At 72.2% G+C, this 18,186-nt stretch carries 16 protein-coding genes; 6 read left to right on the top strand and 10 right to left on the bottom strand.

The annotated features are described in order from the left end of the window. Window positions 1-104 precede the first annotated feature (104 nt). From OIE67_RS17995 to OIE67_RS17985, 3 genes are read right to left on the bottom strand one after another with little or no spacing between them, the layout of a single operon-like run. On the bottom strand, window positions 105-545 hold the full coding sequence (locus tag OIE67_RS17995; RefSeq protein ID WP_326641760.1) for a MarR family winged helix-turn-helix transcriptional regulator: 441 nt from the start codon (window positions 543-545) through the stop codon (window positions 105-107). After that, window positions 542-2,023, bottom strand: coding sequence for an MFS transporter (locus tag OIE67_RS17990; RefSeq protein ID WP_326641758.1), 1,482 nt, complete (start codon window positions 2,021-2,023; stop codon window positions 542-544). Before OIE67_RS17990 ends, OIE67_RS17995 begins: the two co-directional genes overlap by 4 nt. 58 nt (window positions 2,024-2,081) lie before the next feature. Then, window positions 2,082-3,314 (bottom strand): FAD-dependent oxidoreductase, encoded by a 1,233-nt coding sequence (locus OIE67_RS17985; protein ID WP_326641756.1) that lies wholly within the window; start codon window positions 3,312-3,314, stop codon window positions 2,082-2,084. 132 nt (window positions 3,315-3,446) lie between these two features. Between OIE67_RS17985 and OIE67_RS17980 the strand changes: the two genes are divergently transcribed. Together OIE67_RS17980 and OIE67_RS17975 are read left to right on the top strand one after the other, a co-directional pair. Further along, window positions 3,447-4,064: a TetR/AcrR family transcriptional regulator gene (locus tag OIE67_RS17980; protein ID WP_326641754.1), complete on the top strand. Its 618-nt coding sequence runs from the start codon at window positions 3,447-3,449 to the stop codon at window positions 4,062-4,064. 186 nt (window positions 4,065-4,250) lie between these two features. Beyond that, window positions 4,251-6,665 carry a heavy metal translocating P-type ATPase gene (locus OIE67_RS17975; RefSeq protein ID WP_326641751.1) on the top strand — a complete coding sequence of 805 codons (2,415 nt, stop codon included), beginning with the start codon at window positions 4,251-4,253 and terminating at the stop codon, window positions 6,663-6,665. Here OIE67_RS17975 and OIE67_RS17970 read toward each other — a convergent pair. From OIE67_RS17970 to OIE67_RS17950, 5 genes are all read right to left on the bottom strand, one after another. Next, window positions 6,628-7,818 (bottom strand): serine hydrolase domain-containing protein, encoded by a 1,191-nt coding sequence (locus tag OIE67_RS17970; protein WP_326641749.1) that lies wholly within the window; start codon window positions 7,816-7,818, stop codon window positions 6,628-6,630. The two genes, OIE67_RS17975 and OIE67_RS17970, sit on opposite strands and share 38 nt — an antisense overlap. Before the next feature lie 174 nt (window positions 7,819-7,992). Next, window positions 7,993-10,224: a heavy metal translocating P-type ATPase gene (locus tag OIE67_RS17965; RefSeq protein ID WP_326641747.1), complete on the bottom strand. Its 2,232-nt coding sequence runs from the start codon at window positions 10,222-10,224 to the stop codon at window positions 7,993-7,995. A 21-nt stretch (window positions 10,225-10,245) separates the two neighbouring features. Then, window positions 10,246-11,274, bottom strand: a complete 1,029-nt coding sequence (locus OIE67_RS17960; protein WP_326641745.1) for a hypothetical protein — start codon at window positions 11,272-11,274, stop codon at window positions 10,246-10,248. Next, window positions 11,271-11,480 carry a heavy-metal-associated domain-containing protein gene (locus tag OIE67_RS17955; protein ID WP_326641743.1) on the bottom strand — a complete coding sequence of 70 codons (210 nt, stop codon included), beginning with the start codon at window positions 11,478-11,480 and terminating at the stop codon, window positions 11,271-11,273. Before OIE67_RS17955 ends, OIE67_RS17960 begins: the two co-directional genes overlap by 4 nt. A 28-nt stretch (window positions 11,481-11,508) precedes the next feature. Next, the gene (locus OIE67_RS17950; protein ID WP_326641742.1) at window positions 11,509-11,790 is read right to left on the bottom strand and encodes a metal-sensitive transcriptional regulator; all 282 of its coding nucleotides are present in this window, start codon (window positions 11,788-11,790) and stop codon (window positions 11,509-11,511) included. A gap of 391 nt (window positions 11,791-12,181) precedes the next feature. On the opposite strand from OIE67_RS17950, the gene OIE67_RS17945 reads away from it, so the two are divergent. From OIE67_RS17945 to OIE67_RS17935, 3 genes are read left to right on the top strand one after another with little or no spacing between them, the layout of a single operon-like run. Then, window positions 12,182-12,580: a DUF6069 family protein gene (locus OIE67_RS17945; protein WP_326641740.1), complete on the top strand. Its 399-nt coding sequence runs from the start codon at window positions 12,182-12,184 to the stop codon at window positions 12,578-12,580. A gap of 23 nt (window positions 12,581-12,603) precedes the next feature. Beyond that, on the top strand, window positions 12,604-12,960 hold the full coding sequence (locus tag OIE67_RS17940; RefSeq protein WP_326641739.1) for a YciI family protein: 357 nt from the start codon (window positions 12,604-12,606) through the stop codon (window positions 12,958-12,960). A 7-nt stretch (window positions 12,961-12,967) separates the two neighbouring features. Further along, complete coding sequence (locus tag OIE67_RS17935) at window positions 12,968-14,170, top strand: RNA polymerase sigma factor (RefSeq protein WP_326641737.1); 1,203 nt, start codon at window positions 12,968-12,970, stop codon at window positions 14,168-14,170. Between the two features lie 306 nt (window positions 14,171-14,476). On the opposite strand, the gene OIE67_RS17930 is transcribed toward OIE67_RS17935, so the two are convergent. Both OIE67_RS17930 and OIE67_RS17925 read right to left on the bottom strand, forming a co-directional pair. Further along, entirely contained in the window at window positions 14,477-15,187 is a 711-nt protein-coding gene (locus tag OIE67_RS17930) for a response regulator transcription factor (RefSeq protein ID WP_326641735.1), read from the bottom strand. 129 nt (window positions 15,188-15,316) lie between these two features. Further along, entirely contained in the window at window positions 15,317-16,519 is a 1,203-nt protein-coding gene (locus OIE67_RS17925; RefSeq protein WP_326641733.1) for a sensor histidine kinase, read from the bottom strand. Window positions 16,520-16,725: 206 nt separating this feature from the next. Between OIE67_RS17925 and OIE67_RS17920 the strand changes: the two genes are divergently transcribed. Continuing rightward, window positions 16,726-17,529 carry a hypothetical protein gene (locus OIE67_RS17920; RefSeq protein ID WP_326641731.1) on the top strand — a complete coding sequence of 268 codons (804 nt, stop codon included), beginning with the start codon at window positions 16,726-16,728 and terminating at the stop codon, window positions 17,527-17,529. Window positions 17,530-18,186 lie beyond the last annotated feature (657 nt).

The following is an 18,186-nucleotide window of genomic DNA, read 5'->3' as shown; positions in this document are numbered from 1 at the left end:
GCGGCCCTCTTTAAAGGCGCTGGAATAGATCGCTTGCAAGACCGCCCGCGCCATGGCCGCGCGCCGCCGTCCAACCCGCGGCCTTTCGTGACCGCGCGCCGCCGTCAGGGCGCGGAGCGCTCCGGGGCGCGCAGGCCGGCGATGATGCGGTCGAGGGCGGCCAGGTCCGCGGGGTCCAGGGCGAGCAGGGAGCGCGGCGGGCGGGCCAGGATGCGCTCGGCCTCCTCGGCGACCGCCGTTCCCGCCGCCGTCAGCGTGACGATCCTGCTCCGGCGGTCACCCGGGGCGATGCTGCGGGTCACGTAGCCGCGCCGCTCCAGGTCGTCCACCATCAGCGTGGTGTACGGCTTGTCGGTGGCCAGCTCGGCGGTCAGCTCCCGCATCGTCATCGGCCCGGCCAGCAGCCGGCGCAGCGCCTTGACCCGGAAGAAGCTCATGCCGAGCGTCTCGGCCACCTCCTTGCGACGGTCCTCCTGGCGCAGGACGAGGTCGTACATGCCGGACCAGACGCGGGCCACCGCCTCCTGGTCGGGGGTGTCGCTCATGAGGTGTACGCCGTTCCTTCCGCGGTGGGGGCGAGCCGTGCGGCGGTGCGGGCGGCGCTGTCGCGGGCCCAGCCGGTCGTGGTCAGGATACCGAGCAGGAGGATCACCAGTCCGGTGCCGGCCACGATCCACCAGCCGATGCGGCTGGCCACGGGGAAGCCGGTGACGAACGGGCCGGACACCGCCGAGGTGACCAGCGAGCCGATGACCGCGACGCCGAGCACCTGCCCGATCTGGCGGCTGGTGGAGGCCACCGCCGCGGCCACCCCGGCCCGCGCGCGCGGCATGCCGGACACGGCGGTGTTCGTGATCGGCGCGTTCACCATGCCGAACCCCAGCCCGAACAGCACGTACGCGACCATGAGCCGCCACAGCGGCATGTCCGCGGACAGCCCCGTCAGGACCAGCCCGCTGAGCGTCAGGCCGGTCCCGGCCACGACCAGCGGCACGCGCGGCCCGGCGCTGCCGACGATCCGGCCGGCCAGGGGCGCGCAGACCACGGTCAAGCCGGCCATGGGCAGGGTGTAGAGCCCGGCGTGCAGGGCGGACAGGCCCAGCACGTCCTGGAGGTAGAGGGTGTTGAGGAACAGGAATCCGCCCAGCGCGGCCAGGGCGCACACGGCGATCACGGTGGCTCCCGCGAACGGGACGCTGCGGAAGAAGCGCAGGTCGATCAGGGGTTCGGCGCAGCGCAGCTCGTACGGCACGAGGCAGGCCAGCGCCAGAGCGGCGACCGCGAAGCAGGCCAGCGTCCGCGGCGAGCCCCAGCCGGCCGCCGGCGCCTCGATGAAGGCGTACGTCACGGTCGTCAGCACCACGATGACCAGCAGCTGGCCGACCGGGTCCATCCGGCGGGCGCGCGGCGCCCGCGACTCCGGCACGAACAGCGCGCACAGCACGAACGCGGCCAGCCCCACCGGGATGTTGATCCAGAAGATCGCCTGCCAGCCGGCCGACTCCACCAGGCTGCCGCCGACCAGCGGGCCGAGCGCCATGCTGACGCCGACCACGCTGCCCCACACGCCGATGGCCCTGGCCCGCTCGCGCGGCTCGGTGAAGGTGTTCGTGATGATCGACATGGCGACCGGGTTGAGCATGGAGCCGCCGACGGCCTGCAGCGCCCGCGCCGCGATGAGCCAGCCGAGGCCGGGCGCGAGCGAGCACATGAGCGAGCCGAGCGTGAACAGCACCAGCCCCGTCTGGAACGTGCGGCGGCGGCCGAACCGGTCCCCGGTCGAGCCGGCCAGCATGAGCAGGCTCGCCAGCACCACCGTGTAGGCGTCGATGATCCACTGCAGGCCGGAGACGGAGGCGTTCAGGTCGTGGCGGATGGCGGGCAGCGCGATGTTCACGATCGTGTTGTCCAGCCCGACGATGAACAGGCTCATGCAGCAGATGCCGAGGACGAGCATCCGCCGGCGAGAGCTGAGCACGGGGGCCGAGTCAGGCGGGGCGGAGACCCGCCCGGTTATCGACATATAATGATTATATTCGCATAACTAAGTACCTTGAAACCGCATCGAGCGGGCCCGGACGCTACACGGGCGGGCCGAACCCGATGCCTTCGCCGCCGTCCTCCTCAAGCTCCAGCAACCCCTCGATGCCGTTCTCGAGGAACCGGGCGGTCTCCGCGGCGCGGGGCAGCATGGTCTTCTCGTACGTACGGACGGCGTCGCCGACCGTGGCGGAGCCGGCCAGCGCCAGCGCGAGTTCGCAGGCGTCCAGCATGGCCAGGTTGGCGCCGACGCCCAGCGGGGGCATGAGGTGGGCGGCGTCGCCGAGCAGGGTCACGGCGGGGTCGTGCTCCCAGGCGTGCGGCACGGGCAGGGCGAACAGCGGGCGGTCCACGTACGGGCCGTCGTTGTCGGTGATCATCCGGAGCATGGACGGCGACCAGCCGGAGAAGGCGTCCAGCAGCCGGTCGCGGATCCCGGCGGTGTCGCCTGCGTCCAGCCCGCTCGCCGCGATCCAGTCCTGGGGCAGGCGCTGGACGATGTAGACCCGGATGTGGTCGCCGCTGTTGCGCTGGGCGAACAGGGCGCGGTCGCCGTCGGCGGCGAGGGCGCCGCCCTGCCCGACGAGCGCGGCCAGGCCGGGATGCGCGTTCTCGACGTCGTGGAACCAGGCCTCCAGGAAGCCGGCCCCGATGTAGCGCGGCACGGCCGCCGACACCGCCGGGCGGACCCGGGAGAACGCGCCGTCGGCCCCGATGACCAGGTCGGCCTCGGCGGCCGTCCCGTCACGGAACCGCAGCCACCTCGGACCACCTCCCCGACCACCACCCGGGCCGTCACGCGAGCCGTCTTTCACCCCGCCACCCGAACCGCCCACCGGGCCGCCATCCGGGCCGTCGCCGGGGCCGCTGACCGCTTCGAGGGCGTGGTCCCATCGCACGGTGCCCGGCTCCAGCGAGTCGAGCAGCAGCTCGCGCAGCACGCCCCGGTCGATCTCCGGCCGGGACAGCTCGCCCTCGTCCGGAAGGTGACGGCGCACGATCCGGCCCCCCGGATCGAGCCGGCGCATCTCCTGCCCCTCCGGGCGGGCCAGCCGGAGGAACTCCTCGATCAGGCCGGCCTCGCGCAGGGCGATCTGCCCGTCGTCGGCGTGCAGGTCGAGGGTGCCGCCCTGGTCGCGGGCCCGTGGATGCGGGTCGCGGTCGTAGACCGTCACCGGGATGCCGTGGTTCTGCAGGATGCGGGCGCAGGTGAGCCCGCCGGGACCCGCTCCGACGACGGCGATCCTGGCGGCGGCCGGTGCTGGTGAGCGCATGACTTGTCCTCTCGTTCATGACCCCCGCGAAGCCGTGAGGGCTCCGTGGAACGAGCTCCACAAAAGCAGACTCGATTAAAAAGTGCAACCAGTCAACTTTTGAACTGTGACCACCTTTGCTAGGGTGTCCGTATGGACAAGCCACCCGTCGTCGGCCGCCGCGAGCGCAAGAAGGCGGCCACCCGTCAGGCGATCGCCGACGCCGCACTGGAGCTGTTCCTGGAGCGCGGCTACGACGGGGTGAGCATCAGGGACATCGCCGACGCCGCCGACGTGTCGACCACGACGCTGTTCAAGCACTTCCCCGGCAAGGAGGCCCTGGTCTTCGACCAGGAGGAGAATCTGGAGGCGGAGCTGATCGGCGCCGTACGTCAGCGCCCCGCCGGTCAAAGCGTCATCGACGCGCTGCGCGAGCACGCACTCAGGTCCTGGCTTCCCGTCGCGACCCACCCGCGCTGGGCCGAGTTCAGCCGGCTCCTCGACTCCACACCGGTGCTCCGCGAATACGCCAAGCGCATGTGGACCCGCCACGCGGACGCGCTCAGCGCCGCCATCGCCGACGACGCGGGGGTCGGCCACGACAACCTCGCCTGCCAGGCCCTCGCCAGGTTCGTCCTGGAGATCCCGGCACTCACCCGAAGCCGCCCGGACCATCGGGCCGCCGTGGAAGAGCTCTTCGACCTCCTCACCCACGGCTGGCGCCCGCCCGTGCCCGCGAAAGGTCAGGCCCGGCTTCCCGCTCCCCAGTAGAACGGGCCGGAGGTGGGGTACACGCTCCCGTCCAGAAGCCGCCGCCGGATGCTCGTCGAGGAGTGCTTGCAGAGGTGCGCCGACAGCGATGTCATGAGACGACTGTCACCGAACGTCCGCCGGACTGCGACACCTCTCGGGCCGGGCGGGGGTGAGGCGGGGCGTTCTCGCGGGGAGGAGACGACCATGGGCGAACCGGCCTCCGCACGGCGCGATGAAGGCGAGGAGCGCGGCACCGCGATCCTCGATGTCAGCGGGCTGCGCTGGGCCTCGGAGCAGAACGTGGTCGTGGCCGTGCTCGGCCGGCGTCCCGGGGTGCTGCACGTCGAGGCCAACCCGGTCGCGCAGACGGCGACGGTGCGCTTCGACCCGCGCCGCACGTCCGTCGCCGAGCTGCGTACGTGGATCGTCGAGTGCGGCTACCACTGCGCCGGGCAGTCCGTACCCGCCCACCTGTGCGACCCGATGGCCGAGCCGGGCCGGCCGGCCGATCACGCGACGCGCGCCGGCGCTGAGGCGGCGCCGCACGGCACGGCGGTTCACGACGGCGCGGAGGCCGCGCCGCACGAGACGGCGGACCACGGCGGTCACGGTCACGGTGGTCATGGCGGGATGTCGATGGCGGCGATGGTCGCCGACATGCGGAACCGCTTCCTGGTGGCCGTGCTCTTCTCCGTCCCGATCGTGCTCTGGTCCCCGATCGGCACGGACGTGTTCGGGCTGGAGCTGCCCGTGCCGTTCGGATGGCGGCAGGACGTCTGGGCGTTGCTGCTCAGCCTCCCGGTGATCTTCTACTCGTGCTGGATCTTCTTCGCCGGAGCCGTACGCGCGCTCAAGGCCCGTACGCTCGACATGATGGTGCTCGTCGCGGTCGCGGTGGGCGCCGGCTGGCTCTACTCCCTGATCGTCACCCTCACCGGCGGCGGCGAGGTGTTCTACGAGGCCGCCACCGTCCTGGCCGCCTTCGTGCTGCTCGGCCACTGGTTCGAGATGCGCGCGAGAGGCGGCGCGAACGACGCCGTCCGCGCCCTGCTCGACCTGGCCCCGCCCATGGCGACGGTCCTGCGCGACGGCCGTCCGGTGGAGGTGCCGACCGCCGAGGTGGTGGCCGGTGACCTGCTGCTGGTACGCCCCGGGTCGAAGATCCCCGTCGACGGCGTGGTCGAGGACGGCCAGAGCGAGGTGGACGAGGCGATGGTCACCGGCGAGAGCCTGCCGGTGCACAAGGAGCCGGGCTCGGCCGTCATCGGCGCCACCCTCAACCGCGACGGCACGTTGCGCGTCCGCGCGACCAAGGTCGGCGCCGACACGGCCCTGGCACAGATCGTCCGCCTGGTGCAGGAGGCGCAGAACTCCAAGGCGCCGGGGCAGCGGCTGGCCGACCGGGCGGCGTTCTGGCTCGTCCTGGTGGCGCTGGCCGGCGGGGCGCTCACGTTCCTGGTCTGGCTGCTGGCGGCGGGGCAGCCGCTCGGCGTCGCGACGTTGTTCGCCATCACGGTCGTCGTCATCACCTGCCCGGACGCGCTCGGCCTGGCCACCCCGACCGCCATCATGGTCGGCACGGGGCTGGGCGCCGAGCGGGGCGTGCTGTTCAAGAACGCCATGGCGCTGGAGACCTCGGCCCGCGTCGACGTCGTCGTGATGGACAAGACCGGCACGTTGACCAAGGGCGAGCCGGAGGTCACCGACGTGGTGACCGGCGGCGCGCTGCCGGAGGAGGAGTTCCTGCGCCTGGTCGCGGCGGTGGAGCGGGAGTCGGAGCATCCGCTGGCCGCGGCGATCGTCCGGCACGCCGACGACCTGGGCCTGGCCCCGATGGCGGCGAGCCGGTTCGAGAACGTCCCCGGGCACGGCGCCGTCGCGGAGGTCGGCGGGCGCAGGGTCGTGGTGGGCAACCGGCGGCTGCTGGAGCGCGAAGGCGTGGCGCCGGGGACGCTGGCGAGCAGGCGGCAGGAGCTGGCCGAGGGCGGCAGGACCGCGGTCATGGTCGCCGTGGACGGCGCCGCGGCCGGGGTGATCGGCATCGCGGACGCGGTCAGGGACACCTCGTCCGCCGCGGTCACCGCGCTGCACGAGCTCGGCGTCGAGGTGGTGATGCTCACGGGCGACAACGCGGCCACCGCGGAGCGGATCGCGCGGCGGCTCGGCATCGACACCGTGGTCGCCGAGGTGCTGCCGGAGGAGAAGGCGGCCAAGATCGCCGAGCTGCGGGCCGGTGGCCGCAGGGTGGCCATGGTCGGCGACGGCGTCAACGACGCCCCGGCGCTGGCCCAGGCCGACCTGGGCATCGCCATCGGAGCCGGCACCGACGTGGCCATCGAGACCGCCGACGTCGTGCTCATGCGCTCCGACCCGCTGGACGTGCCGGCAGCGCTGCGGATCGGGTGGGGCACGCTGCGCAAGATGCGGCAGAACCTGGGCTGGGCGATCGGCTACAACGCGCTCGCGCTGCCGATCGCCGCCGGGGTGTTCGAGCCGGCGTTCGGCCTCGTGCTCCGGCCCGAGATCGCCGCGCTGTCGATGTCGGGTTCGAGCCTGATCGTGGCGGTCAACGCCCTCGCGCTCAAACGGCTGCGCCTGCCCTCCCCCGGTTCCCCGTGACGCTCCCCTGCTGTCCGGCGTCGCACAGGGCCCGGTTGACCAGCCGGTCCACGGCCGCCTCAAGCCGCAGAGCGCGCTCGGTGGAGTCGAAGCGCTCGGTCGATACGGAGACCACAATGCTGCGTTTGCCGTCGGCGGTGACTCCCGTCCGGGTGGAGTAGCCGAGAATGTCCCCGCCGTGCCCTGAATAGGTGCCGCCGCACGGCAGCGGACGCCGCATCAGGCCGAGGCCGTAGCGGGCGCCGGGCCAGATCCGCCTGAGCTCCTTGGCGACGGGGACGGTCGTGCGCATCTCGGCGAGCTGGGCGGGCCGCAGCAGCTCGCCGCCGAGCAGGGCGGTGAAGAAACGATCGAGGTCCGCGGTGGTGGAGATGAGCCCGCCTGAGGCGTCCGCGTCGCGGTGCCGGGTGGTGTCGACGAATCCCTCACCGGTCTTGAACACGCTGTACCCGCGCGCGTGCGGCCGCGGCAGCCCGGCCGAGCGTCCGGGCCAGCGGGTGTGCGTCAGGCCCAGCGGCTTGACGACGCGCCTCTCCACCTCGGCGTGCCAGGGGCGGCCGGTCGCCTTCTCGATGATCAGGCCGAGTACGGCGTATCCGGTGTTGGCGTACGACCAGCCCTTGCCGGGGGCGAAGGCCGGCCGGTGGCGCATTGCCCTGGAGACGACCTGCCGCGGGGTGTAGGTGTCGTACCGGTGGCGGCGGTATTCGCGGGAGGAGGCGATGGCCGTCGGGAACGGGTAGTCGTCGACGATCCCGCTGGTGTGCTGGAGCAGGTGGCGGACGGTGATCTTCCGCCCGTCGTTGCCGTGCCCCTTGATCAGCCCGGGGAGCCACCGGTCCGCGGTGTCGTCGAGCGACAGCTTCTCCTCGCCCACCAGTTGCAGCACCACGGTGGCGACGAAGGCCTTGTTGCTGGAACCGATCCGGAAGTATCCGTTCGGCGGCACCGGGCTCTTCGTCCGGACGTCGGCCACGCCGGCGGTCGCGACCATGCTCCCGCCCTCGCCGGTGACGCGCACCTGCATCCCCGTGGCTCCCGCGGCGACGATCCGCTCGGCGTCCCGCCGCAAGTCCCCCCGGTCGTACCCGGGGGCGGCGGTGATCGCGGCGGCCAGCACGGCGGCGGCCATGCCTAAATGAGTGACGAACATGATTTTTCCGCTTTCGTCGGCGTACGTGATCGGACGCGTCCCACTTTCGCGGCGGGCGCGCGGGCCGGCATCGGTCGTTCGGCCGATCCCGGCTGGACGACCGGCTGATCGATCACGGCAAGCGACGACGAACGGCTCCGCACCGGCCGGTGCGGAGCCGTTCGGGGGACGACGTCAGCGGAAGCGGCGCAGCCGCAGGCTGTTGCTCACCACGAAGACGCTGGAGAACGCCATCGCCGCGCCCGCGATCATCGGGTTGAGCAGCCCCATCGCCGCCAGCGGCAGCGCGGCCACGTTGTAGGCGAACGCCCAGAACAGGTTGCCCTTGATCGTGGACAGCGTGCGGCGCGACAGCCGGATGGCGTCGGCCGCCACCCGCAGGTCGCCGCGGACGAGGGTCAGGTCGGAAGCCTCGATGGCGGCGTCGGTGCCGGTGCCCATGGCCAGGCCCAGGTCCGCCTGGGCCAGCGCGGCGGCGTCGTTGACGCCGTCGCCCACCATGGCGACGACCTTGCCCTCGGCCTGCAGCTTCTTGACCACGTCCACCTTGTCGGCGGGCAGCACCTCGGCGATCACCTCGTCGATGCCCACCTCCGCGGCGACGGTCTTCGCCACGGCCTCGTTGTCGCCGGTCAGCAGGACGGGCGTGAGGCCGAGGGCGCGGAGCCTGGTGATGGCATCCGCGCTGGTCGGCTTGACCACGTCGGCCACGACGAGCACGGCGCGGGCCTGACCGTCCCAGCCGACCGCGACCGCGGTGCGGCCGGCCTCTTGGGCCTCGTCCAGCTCCCGTTCCAGGTCGGCGGGCAGGTGCTGGGACCACTCGGCCAGCAGCCGGGGGCGGCCGACCAGGACGGCGTGCCCGTCCACGACGCCCTGCACGCCGAGGCCCTCGACGTTGGCGAAGTCCTCAGGCGCGGGCAGCCGGCCGACGCGGGCGGCGGCGCCCTTGGCCACGGCCTGGGCGATCGGGTGCTCGGAGGCGTGCTCCAGCGCGCCGGCCAGGCGCAGCACCTCCTCCTCGCTCTCCCCCTCGGCCACGTGGACGGCCGTGAGCGTCATCCTGCCCTCGGTGACCGTGCCGGTCTTGTCCAGCACGACCGTGTCGATGCCGGGGGTGGACTCCAGCGCCTCGGGGCCCTTGATCAGGATGCCGAGCTGGGCGCCGCGCCCGGTGCCGACCAGCAGCGCGGTCGGGGTGGCCAGGCCGAGGGCGCATGGGCAGGCGATGATCAGCACCGCGACCGCGGCGGTGAAGGCCGCTCCCGCGCCGGCGCCCGTACCGAGCCAGAATCCGAGCGTGCCGAGGGCGAGCGCGATCACGATGGGCACGAAGATGCCGGAGATGCGGTCGGCGAGCCGCTGCACCTGCGCCTTGCCGGTCTGGGCCTCCTCGACCAGCTTGGCCATCTGGGCGAGCTGGGTGTCGGCGCCGACCCGGGTGGCGCGCACGACCAGCCGGCCGCCCGCGTTCACGGTGGCGCCGGTGACGGCGTCGCCCGCCCCGACCTCGACCGGCACGGACTCGCCCGTCAGCATCGAGGTGTCCACGGCCGAGGAGCCCTCCTCGACCACGCCGTCCGTGGCGATCTTGTCGCCGGGCCTGACGACGAAGCGGTCACCGGCCTTGAGCTGATCGACCGGCACGCGCCGGCCGTCGGCCAGCTCCACCTCCTTGGCGCCCAGCTCCAGCAGCGCCCGCAGCGCGGCGCCGGCGCGGCGCTTGGAACGGGCCTCGAAGTAGCGTCCGGCCAGGATGAACGCCGTGACGCCGGCCGCCGCCTCCAGGTAGATGTTGCCGGAGCCGTCGGTGCGCTCGATGGTGAACGCGAACGGGTGCGTCATGCCGGGCGCGCCCGCGCTGCCGAAGAACAGCGCCCACAGCGACCAGCCCAGCGCGGCGATCGTGCCGATCGAGATCAGCGTGTCCATCGTCGCGGCGCCGTGGCGCAGGTTGGTCCAGGCCGCCTTGTGGAACGGCCAGCCCGCGTACACCACGACGGGCGCGGCCAGCACCAGCGACAGCCACTGCCAGTTGGTGAACTGCAGCGGCGGGATCATCGCCATCGCGATCACCGGCACCGCCAGCACCACGGAGGTGACGAGGCGCTGGCGCAGGGACCGGAGCTCGTCCTGCGGCTCCTCCTCCCCCGTCTTGTTCCCGGTATCGGGGGGCGCGGGCAGGGCCGCCGTGTAGCCGGCCTTCTCCACCTCGGCCACGAGCAGGCTCGGGTCGACGTTCTCGGGGAAGGTGACCTTCGCCTTCTCGGTGGCGTAGTTGACCGTCGCGGTCACGCCGTCCATCTTGTTCAGCTTGCGCTCGATGCGGTTGGCGCACGAGGCGCAGGTCATGCCACCGATCGAGAGTTCGACCGCGTTGCGCCGGTCATCGGTGAGCTGGGACATCACCGTTCTCCTTCCTCTCGCTCAGTGGCCGTGGCCGTCGTCGTCGTGCCCGGTCGCAGTCGCAGTCGCGGCCGGGGTCGGCTCGGCCGTCGCCGGCCGCTCCCCCGCCGCCGCGGTGAAGGCGGCGGTACGGACCTCGTCCCCGTGCTGGAAGTCGAGGAAGAGGCGGTAGTCGCCGGTGCTGGGCACCTCGGCGTAGAAGACGATCTCGGGGCCGGCCTGCGTCCTGCCGTCACCGGGCTCGCCGTCGGGGTGGACGTGCAGGTAGGCCAGGTCCCTGGCGCGCAGGGCCACCAGGTGGCCGTAGGCGCCGAGGTAGGGCTGCAGGTCGGTGACGGGCTTCCCGTCCTTGCTCACCTTGAGGGTGAGCTTACTCGACTGTCCGGGCGTCAGCTCGCCGTCGAGGGTGACCTCGTAGCCGTCGACCTTGGTCGTACGGGTCTGCTCGGGCAGCTTGCCTGGCCGGTAGCCGCCGGCCGCGGTCAGGTCGGCTCCCAGCGTCAGGCCGCTGCCGCCGGCCGGCACGAAGTCGGCGAAGGCGCGGTACGGCCCGGCTTCCGGCAGCGTCAGCCTGACCGACCAGACCCCGTCGGAGCCCAGCTCGGGGTGCACGTGCTGGAAGTTCCTCAGGTCGCGGGAGGCGACGATGAGGTGCAGCTTCTTGTCGTGCTCGACCTCGTAGCCGGTGACCGGCCGGCCGTCGGGCCCGGTCACCGCGAAGCGGAAGTCGGCCGGCTCGCCCGGCTCGAACGTCGCCGTCAGCGGTTCGAACGTGTAGCCCTTCTCGGACACCTGGAGCCCCCCGGGGGTATCTTCCTTCGCCTGTCCAGCGTCGTGGCCGCCGTCATGCCCGGCCTCCGCGGCGGGCGTCGCGGCGTCCTGGCCTGGGGTGGTCGCCGTCATGCCGGCGTGGTCGCCGGCCTTCGGCGCCCCTGCCACGCCGGCCTCGGCCGTTCCGATCGGGCCCACCACCTTGCCCGCGCCCAGGGCGCCGCCGAAGACGACGGCCAGCCCCAGCACGTACGCGCCGAGCTTCGTCGCGGCGTTCACTGGTTCACCACTTCATAACCGGCCTCGTCGACCGCGGCCGCGATCCGCGCCGCGTCCACGGGGCCGTCACTGTCGACGGTCAGCAGGCCGGTCGCCAGGTCCACCTCGACGTTGGTGACACCGGCCACTCCGCCGACCTCCTCCTTGACCGAGCTGACGCAGTGGCCGCAGGTCATGCCCTTGACGGTGTAGGTGGCGGTGTTCATATCGATGCTCTCCTTCAATCCTCGGGGGTCAGGAACGTACAAGTCGTGCGATGGCATCGGAGGCCTCCTTGACCTTGGCCTCCGCCTCGGGCCCGCCCTTCCGCGTGGCCTCGGCCACACAGTGGGCCAGGTGCTCCTCGAGCAGCGACAGGGAGAACGACTTCAGCGCACTGGTCGCCGCCGACACCTGCGTCAGGATGTCGATGCAGTATTTGTCGTCCTCGACCATCCGCTGCAGGCCGCGGACCTGCCCTTCGATCCGGCGCAGGCGCGTCGCGTGGTCCTGCTTGCTGCCGCTGTATCCGGCCATGTCCACCCCTTCCCTCGGCCAGCTGCTCTAACAACACCATACCCCCCTATGGTATTCCGGGCAACGCCCCCACGCCCTCACCCCCTACCGTCACCACCCCGAACCCGTCCCCTCACCCCACCACCACCGCCCCCGGGCCTCGCTCCTCCGCAGGCACGAGCCCGCGCCGCACAGGTCATGACACCGTGCGGCACGGACGCGGGTCTGCCCGTCGGCTCCTTTCCTTGAGCGGCTTCTTGGGGCGACTTTCCTTGGGCGACCTGGGGCGCGGCCGGAGCGAGTACGTCCGCAGAAAAAAACTTCCGGCGGGGATGTCGAGTGGCGTCGAGCCCGTTCGTAGCCAGGGTGAGAGGCCGGCAACGGACCGGTCGCCACTCACCGGAGGAACACCATGTCCGTCATCACCACCCCCGCTCCCACCACGTCACTCACCATCCGCGGCCTGGCCGCCACGGCCGTCGCCGCCGCGGCGACCGCAGCCGTCGCCGCGGCGGGTGAGCTCGCCGGGATCAGCCTGGTCGTCAACGGTGCGCCGATCCCGGTGTCGGGGTTCGCCACGCTGACGGTCATCTTCTCCCTGGCCGGCCTGGTGCTGGCCGTCGCGCTGGCCCGCTGGGCCCGGCACGCGCGCAAGGCGTTCGTCCGCATCACCCTTGCGCTCACGGTGGTGTCCCTGATACCGGATGTGCTGGTCGGCGCATCGGTGGCCACGAAGGTGCTGCTGATGTTGACGCACGTGGTCGCAGCCGCGATCGTGATCCCGGCGGTCGCCCGCCGCCTGTCCGCCTGATCCCTGGTCGAAGGAGTGCGTTCGTGAAGAAGTACCTGCTCGCCGTCCAATACGACGAGAGCACGCCGTGGCCGGCCGAGGACGACATGCGCGAGCAGCATGCCCAGACGGCCAAGGTGACCGCCGACATGCAGGCGGCCGGTTGCTGGGTGTTCGTGGGCGGCCTGGTGGGCTCGCATGCCACCACCGTCGTACGCCCCGGCGACGGCGCGACCACGATGACCGACGGGCCGTTCGCCGAGACCAAGGAACAGCTCGGCGGGTTCTGGGTGATCCAGTGCGACGACCTGGACCAGGCGCTGGCCTGGGGCGAGAAGTGCGCGCTGGCCTGCGGCTCGCCGATCGAGGTGCGCCCGTTCGAAGACGCGCAGTGGACGTGAGCAGCCGATGAACACGGTGGATCTGGACAGCGTCTACCGGGCCGAGTACGGCCGGTGCGTGGCCACGCTGACGCGCCTGCTCGGTGACATCGGCCTGGCCGAGGAGTTCGTCCAGGACGCGTTCGCGGTGGCTGTCCGGAAATGGGAGCAGAAGCCGCCGCCCAATCCCGGCGCGTGGATCGTGACCACCGCCCGCAACCGGGCGATCGACCGCCTGCGCCGCGAATCCACCCGCCAGGCCCGCCACGCCCAGGCACTGCTGCTGCACCAACCCGACGAACCCCAGGAGGTGGGACCGGTGCGCGACGACCAGCTCCGCATGATCTTCACCTGCTGCCACCCGGCGCTGTCCCCGCCCGCGCGCACCGCACTCACCCTGCGCCTGCTCGGCGGGCTGGAGGTGGCCGAGATCGCCCGGGCGTACCTGGTGCCGGAGGCGACCGTCTTCCAGCGGATCGTCCGTGCGAAGAAGAAGATCCGCGACGCCGCCATCCCCTACCGCATCCCCGGCTCCGCCGAACTGCCCGACCGGCTCGCGTCCGTACTGACCGTCCTCTATCTGATCTTCAACGAGGGGTACGCGTCCACGTCCGGAGAGCTGCTGCGGACGGACCTGTGTCTGGAGGCGGTCCGCCTGGCCAGGGAACTGGCCGCCCTGATGCCCGACGAGCCCGAGGCGATCGGCCTGCTGGCGCTGCTGCTGCTCACCGAGGCTCGGCGCCCCGCCCGGGTCGGGCCCTCAGGTGAGCTGGTGGTGCTCGCCGAACAGGACCGCTCCCGGTGGAACCGGGAGCTGATCGCCGAGGGACACGAGCTGGTACGCCGGTGCCTGCGCCGCAACCAGCCGGGGCCGTACCAGCTGCAGGCCGCGATCAACGCCGTGCACACCGACGGCCCCGCCACCGACTGGACCCAGGTGCTCGCCCTGTACGACCAACTCCTGCACCACACCCCGACCCCGATCGTCGCGCTGAACCGCGCGGTCGCCGTCGCCGAGGTACACGGCCCCGGCCCGGCCCTGGCCGCCATCGAGCACCTGGACCTGCCCGGCTACCACCTCCTGCCCGCCACCCGCGCCGACCTGCTGGCCCGCCTCGGCCGCACCACCGAAGCCCGCGCCGCCTACGACCAGGCCATCACCCTGACCACCAACACCACCGAACGCACCCACCTACAAGCCCGCCGAGCCCGCCTAACCCCAGCCCCCTGACCTCGCACTCGTGCGCCCGGCCACCTGACCCCGAAAACCTGACCCGCACTCGTGCCCCCGGCCACCTGACTCCGAAAACCTGACCACGGACCCTGACCCGGACACTTGACCGCGCTCCACCCGACCGGCGCCCCACGATGCGCTCCATCGCAGGCGAGGGGTCCTCGTGTCCCCCGGGCAGACCGCCGCGCCGACGCCCGGCAGCCGTGGACGAGCCTTGCCGAAGGGGGTGACGCTCCGGGTTCACCGACCCACCGGGCGCCCCGCAGCACGAAAGGTGAGGCCGGTGCCGCGCTGGTGTGTCGGTCAGCGGCGGCCGTCCGTGGTGGTGATGAGCCCGCCCTCGTAGGCGGCGACGACGAGTTGGGCCCGGTCGCGGGCGTGCAGCTTGGCCAGCAGCCGGCTGATGTGGGTCTTGACCGTGCCGACGGTGAGGTGGAGGTGCTCGGCGAGCTCGGTGTTGGACAGTCCCCTGCCGATGAGGGTGAGGACCTCGCGCTCGCGCGGGGTGATGTCGCTGAGCTCCCGGACGACGGGAGCGGGTTGAGCGCCGCACAGGAAGTCGGCGATGAGCCGGCGGGTCACGGTCGGCGCGAGCAGCGCCTCGCCGGAGGCGACGACCCGGATGGCGGCCAGGAGCTCGGTCGCCGTGGCGCTCTTGATGAGGAATCCGCTGGCACCGGCCCTGAGCGAGGCGTACACGTAGTCGTCCTGGTCGAACGTGGTGAGGATCAGCACGCGGGTCCCAGCGTTGACGGGGTCGGCACAGATCCGTCTGGTCGCCTCGATGCCGTCCATGTCGGGCATCCGCACATCCATGAGGACGACATCCGGCCGCTGAAGACGAGCCAGCCGTACGGCCTCCGCACCGGTGCCCGCCTCGCCGACGGCGGTCATCCCAGGAGTGGCGTTGATGAGCACTTTGAGGCTGTCACGCACCAGGACCTGGTCCTCGGCCAGCAGCACCCGAACCTGCGTCGCCGGCGGCACGTCGTCCGGGGCGCCATCCCCGCTCACGCCTCCACTGCTCACCCCACCACTGCTCACATCGACACCGCCCTTGTCACCGTTCGAGATGTCAACCTCCCAACCTGAGCACCCCCAACCTGAGCGCCCCCAACCTGAGCGCCACCGCGCCGACTCCGCTCACGTCACGGCGTCGTTCTGGTCGTACGGTAAGCGGGCCGCGATGCGGAAGCCGCCTTCGGGGCGGAAGTCCGCCTCGAACGTGCCTCCGTACATCTTGACGCGTTCGCGCATGCCGATCAGGCCGTGGCCGCCGCCTCGGCTCGCTCGCGGAAGGCGGCCGTGGCGGGGGCCGTCGTCGGTGACGTCGATGGTGGCGGTCCGTCCGTCGATGCCGACGGTGACCGAGCAGCGGGTGGGGCCGGCGTGCGTGATGACGTTGGTCAGCGCCTGCTGCACGATCCGGTAGACCGACATCGCGACCGTGGGCGGTAATGCGGCCTCCCCGTGGACGGTCAGCTCCACCTCGACTCCGGCCGAGCGGGCGTGGCCGGCCAGCTCGGGCAGGTCGGCCATGCCGGGGGCGGGCACGTGGGTGTCGGCGAGGTCGCCGTCGGAGCGCAGGAGGCCGAGCACCCGCTGGATCTCGGTCAGCGCGCCGCGGCTGGTCCGTTCGATGACGGCCAGGGCGGCGCGCACCTCCTGCGGGCGCTCGTCGGCGACGTGGTTGGCCACGGTGGCCTTGACGGCGATCAGGCTCATGCTGTGGCCGATCACGTCGTGCAGCTCCCGGGCGATGCGCCGCCGTTCATCGGCCACCGCGGCCTCGGAGAGGTGGCGGACGAGGCGGGCGGTCGTCTCCCGTTTCCACCTGACGGCTCCTCCCACGGCCCAGCCGACGACCAGGAACAGGCAGATCGCGCCGATCTCCACCGGCCAGGACGGCGGCAACTCGCTGGGGGTCTGCGGCAGCGGCAGGCCGGGGAGCACCTGATCGTAGAAGATCAGGATCGCGCCGGTCGCGGCGAGCACGCAGGCCACGAGGCCGCTCACCGACCAGGTGGCCGAGGCGGTGGTGGCCACCAGGTAGAGCGCCAGGACGGTCGGCACGAACGTCAGCCAGATCATGCCCGCCGCGACCGCGCCGGACAGGGTCGCCAGAGTGGCCGCGGCGCACGCGAGGACCAGCATGGGCCGGGGCCGGCGCCGCCGGAGGGCGACCGGGAGGCTCACGAGCGCCGCCACCGGCCAGGCCGACCAGGTGGGCCACGGCGACGACGGCCCGGGCGGATCGACGATGGCGTAGCCGATGGTCAGCGCCACGACGATCGCCGCCGCCACGTCGGTGACGACTCCGCCTTCGATCCGCCGGGCCCAGGTCATGACGAGAAGGTACCGTCACGGCGGATCATCGGGCATCTGACCAGGGTCGTACTTTTGCCGTCTGTCTGGGGTTGTACAACCGCTGGTGACGGCCGTACAAGATGCGACCTGAGTCAGACGCGCGGGCCGGGCGTCGCCCAGCACGCTACTGCTGTGCCCCGGCGTCCGGCCGGGGCGCTCGGACACGGACGGACGGGCGGCAGAGCATGGACATCGACCTACGCGGGCGCATCACCCGGTGGCGGCAGGACGGCGCGGCGCGGCGAGCCGCCAACGCCGAGGCCAACCTGGGCCGCCGGCCTCCCTTTCCCGGCCGGTGGGTGAGCGCCGTCTCGCTCATCGGCGGCCCCTCACTGATCATGGCAGGGACCCTCCTGCGTTCCCCGTTCTACTTCTTCGTGCCATACCAGCTCGTCGCCTACACCCGCCATCCCGCCCTCATCACCGCCGCCTACGTCTGCTTCGCGGCCGGGTTCGTGCTGCTCTGGCCGGCGATCATGGCGCTGGCGCACCGGATCGCCGTCACCCATCCGCTGTGGGGCATGTGGGGCGGCTGCCTGGTGATGGTCGGCCTGTTCACCCGGATCTTCCAGTACGGCACCGACCACCTGGCCTTCCACCTGACCGACACTCTCGGCCTGCGGACCATGCTCACCGGCATCGACGGCTACTACCTGGCCTGGCGCGACTCGGTGTGGCACCCGTTCAGATCCATGTCGGGGCCGGCCTTCTTCGGCTGGGTGGTGCTGGCCGTCGGCGCCTACCGCTCCGGCGCCCTGGGGCTGGGCCGCTCGGTCGCGCTCGGGCTGATGTCGGCGCTCGCGCTCGGCACCCTCAAGGGCACCGAACCGCAGTCGTACGTCGCCGTCGGCGGGCTGTGTCTCGCCCTCATCCCCATGGGCGTCTCGTTACTGCGCGAAGGCCCCCCGCCGACCAGGCGCGCCCTGGTCTGGGTCGTCGTCCTCGCCGCCGTGCACGTCCTCATGACGGCCTTCGGACCGAGAGGGTGACGCGACTGGCAGGTTCGCGCGGCTTGGACGGCTCCTTGTGGTCGGGTCCACGTACGGTTCCCGGCGGTTTGGCCCGTGAACGGTTCCGGGCTGTCCGGCCCGCCCAACAGTTTCGGGCTGCCCGGCCCGCGAACGGTTCCCGGTGGGCCGGGCCGTGACCGTTCCCGGTGGTCCGAGCCGTGACGGTTCCCGGTGGTCCGAGCCGTGAACGGTTCCCGCCGGTCGAGGTCTGCCTGGACGTTGTCACGATGCGAGCCGCCCGGCGCTCGGAGCCTGGACGGTGCAGCGTGCAAGGCACCCGCCACCCGGAGCCTGGGCGGTGCAGGGTGCGAGCCACCCGGCACTCGGAGGCTTGTGGCTTCAGGGTGTGAGGCACTTGCCGCCCCTGACTTGGGCGGTGCAGGGGTGCAAGTCACCAGCCGCCCGGATTCTGGAGGGTGCAGCATGCGAGTCACCCGCCACCCTGCGGCCCGGACGTTTCAGGGCACGAGCCACCCACCGCTCGGAGCCCTATGGCTTTCGGGGGTGAGACACCTGCTACCCGCTACCTGGACGGTGCAGGGTGCAAGTCACCCGCCGCCCGGGCGCTGGACGGTGTGGGCGCGAGTCACCCGCTGGCCGGGGGCTGGATGTTCGGGCTGTGAGTGGGCCGTCCCG

Source organism: Nonomuraea fuscirosea (assembly GCF_035917475.1).
Classification (GTDB): domain Bacteria; phylum Actinomycetota; class Actinomycetes; order Streptosporangiales; family Streptosporangiaceae; genus Nonomuraea; species Nonomuraea fuscirosea.
This window is presented reverse-complemented; position numbering and strand designations above follow the sequence as displayed.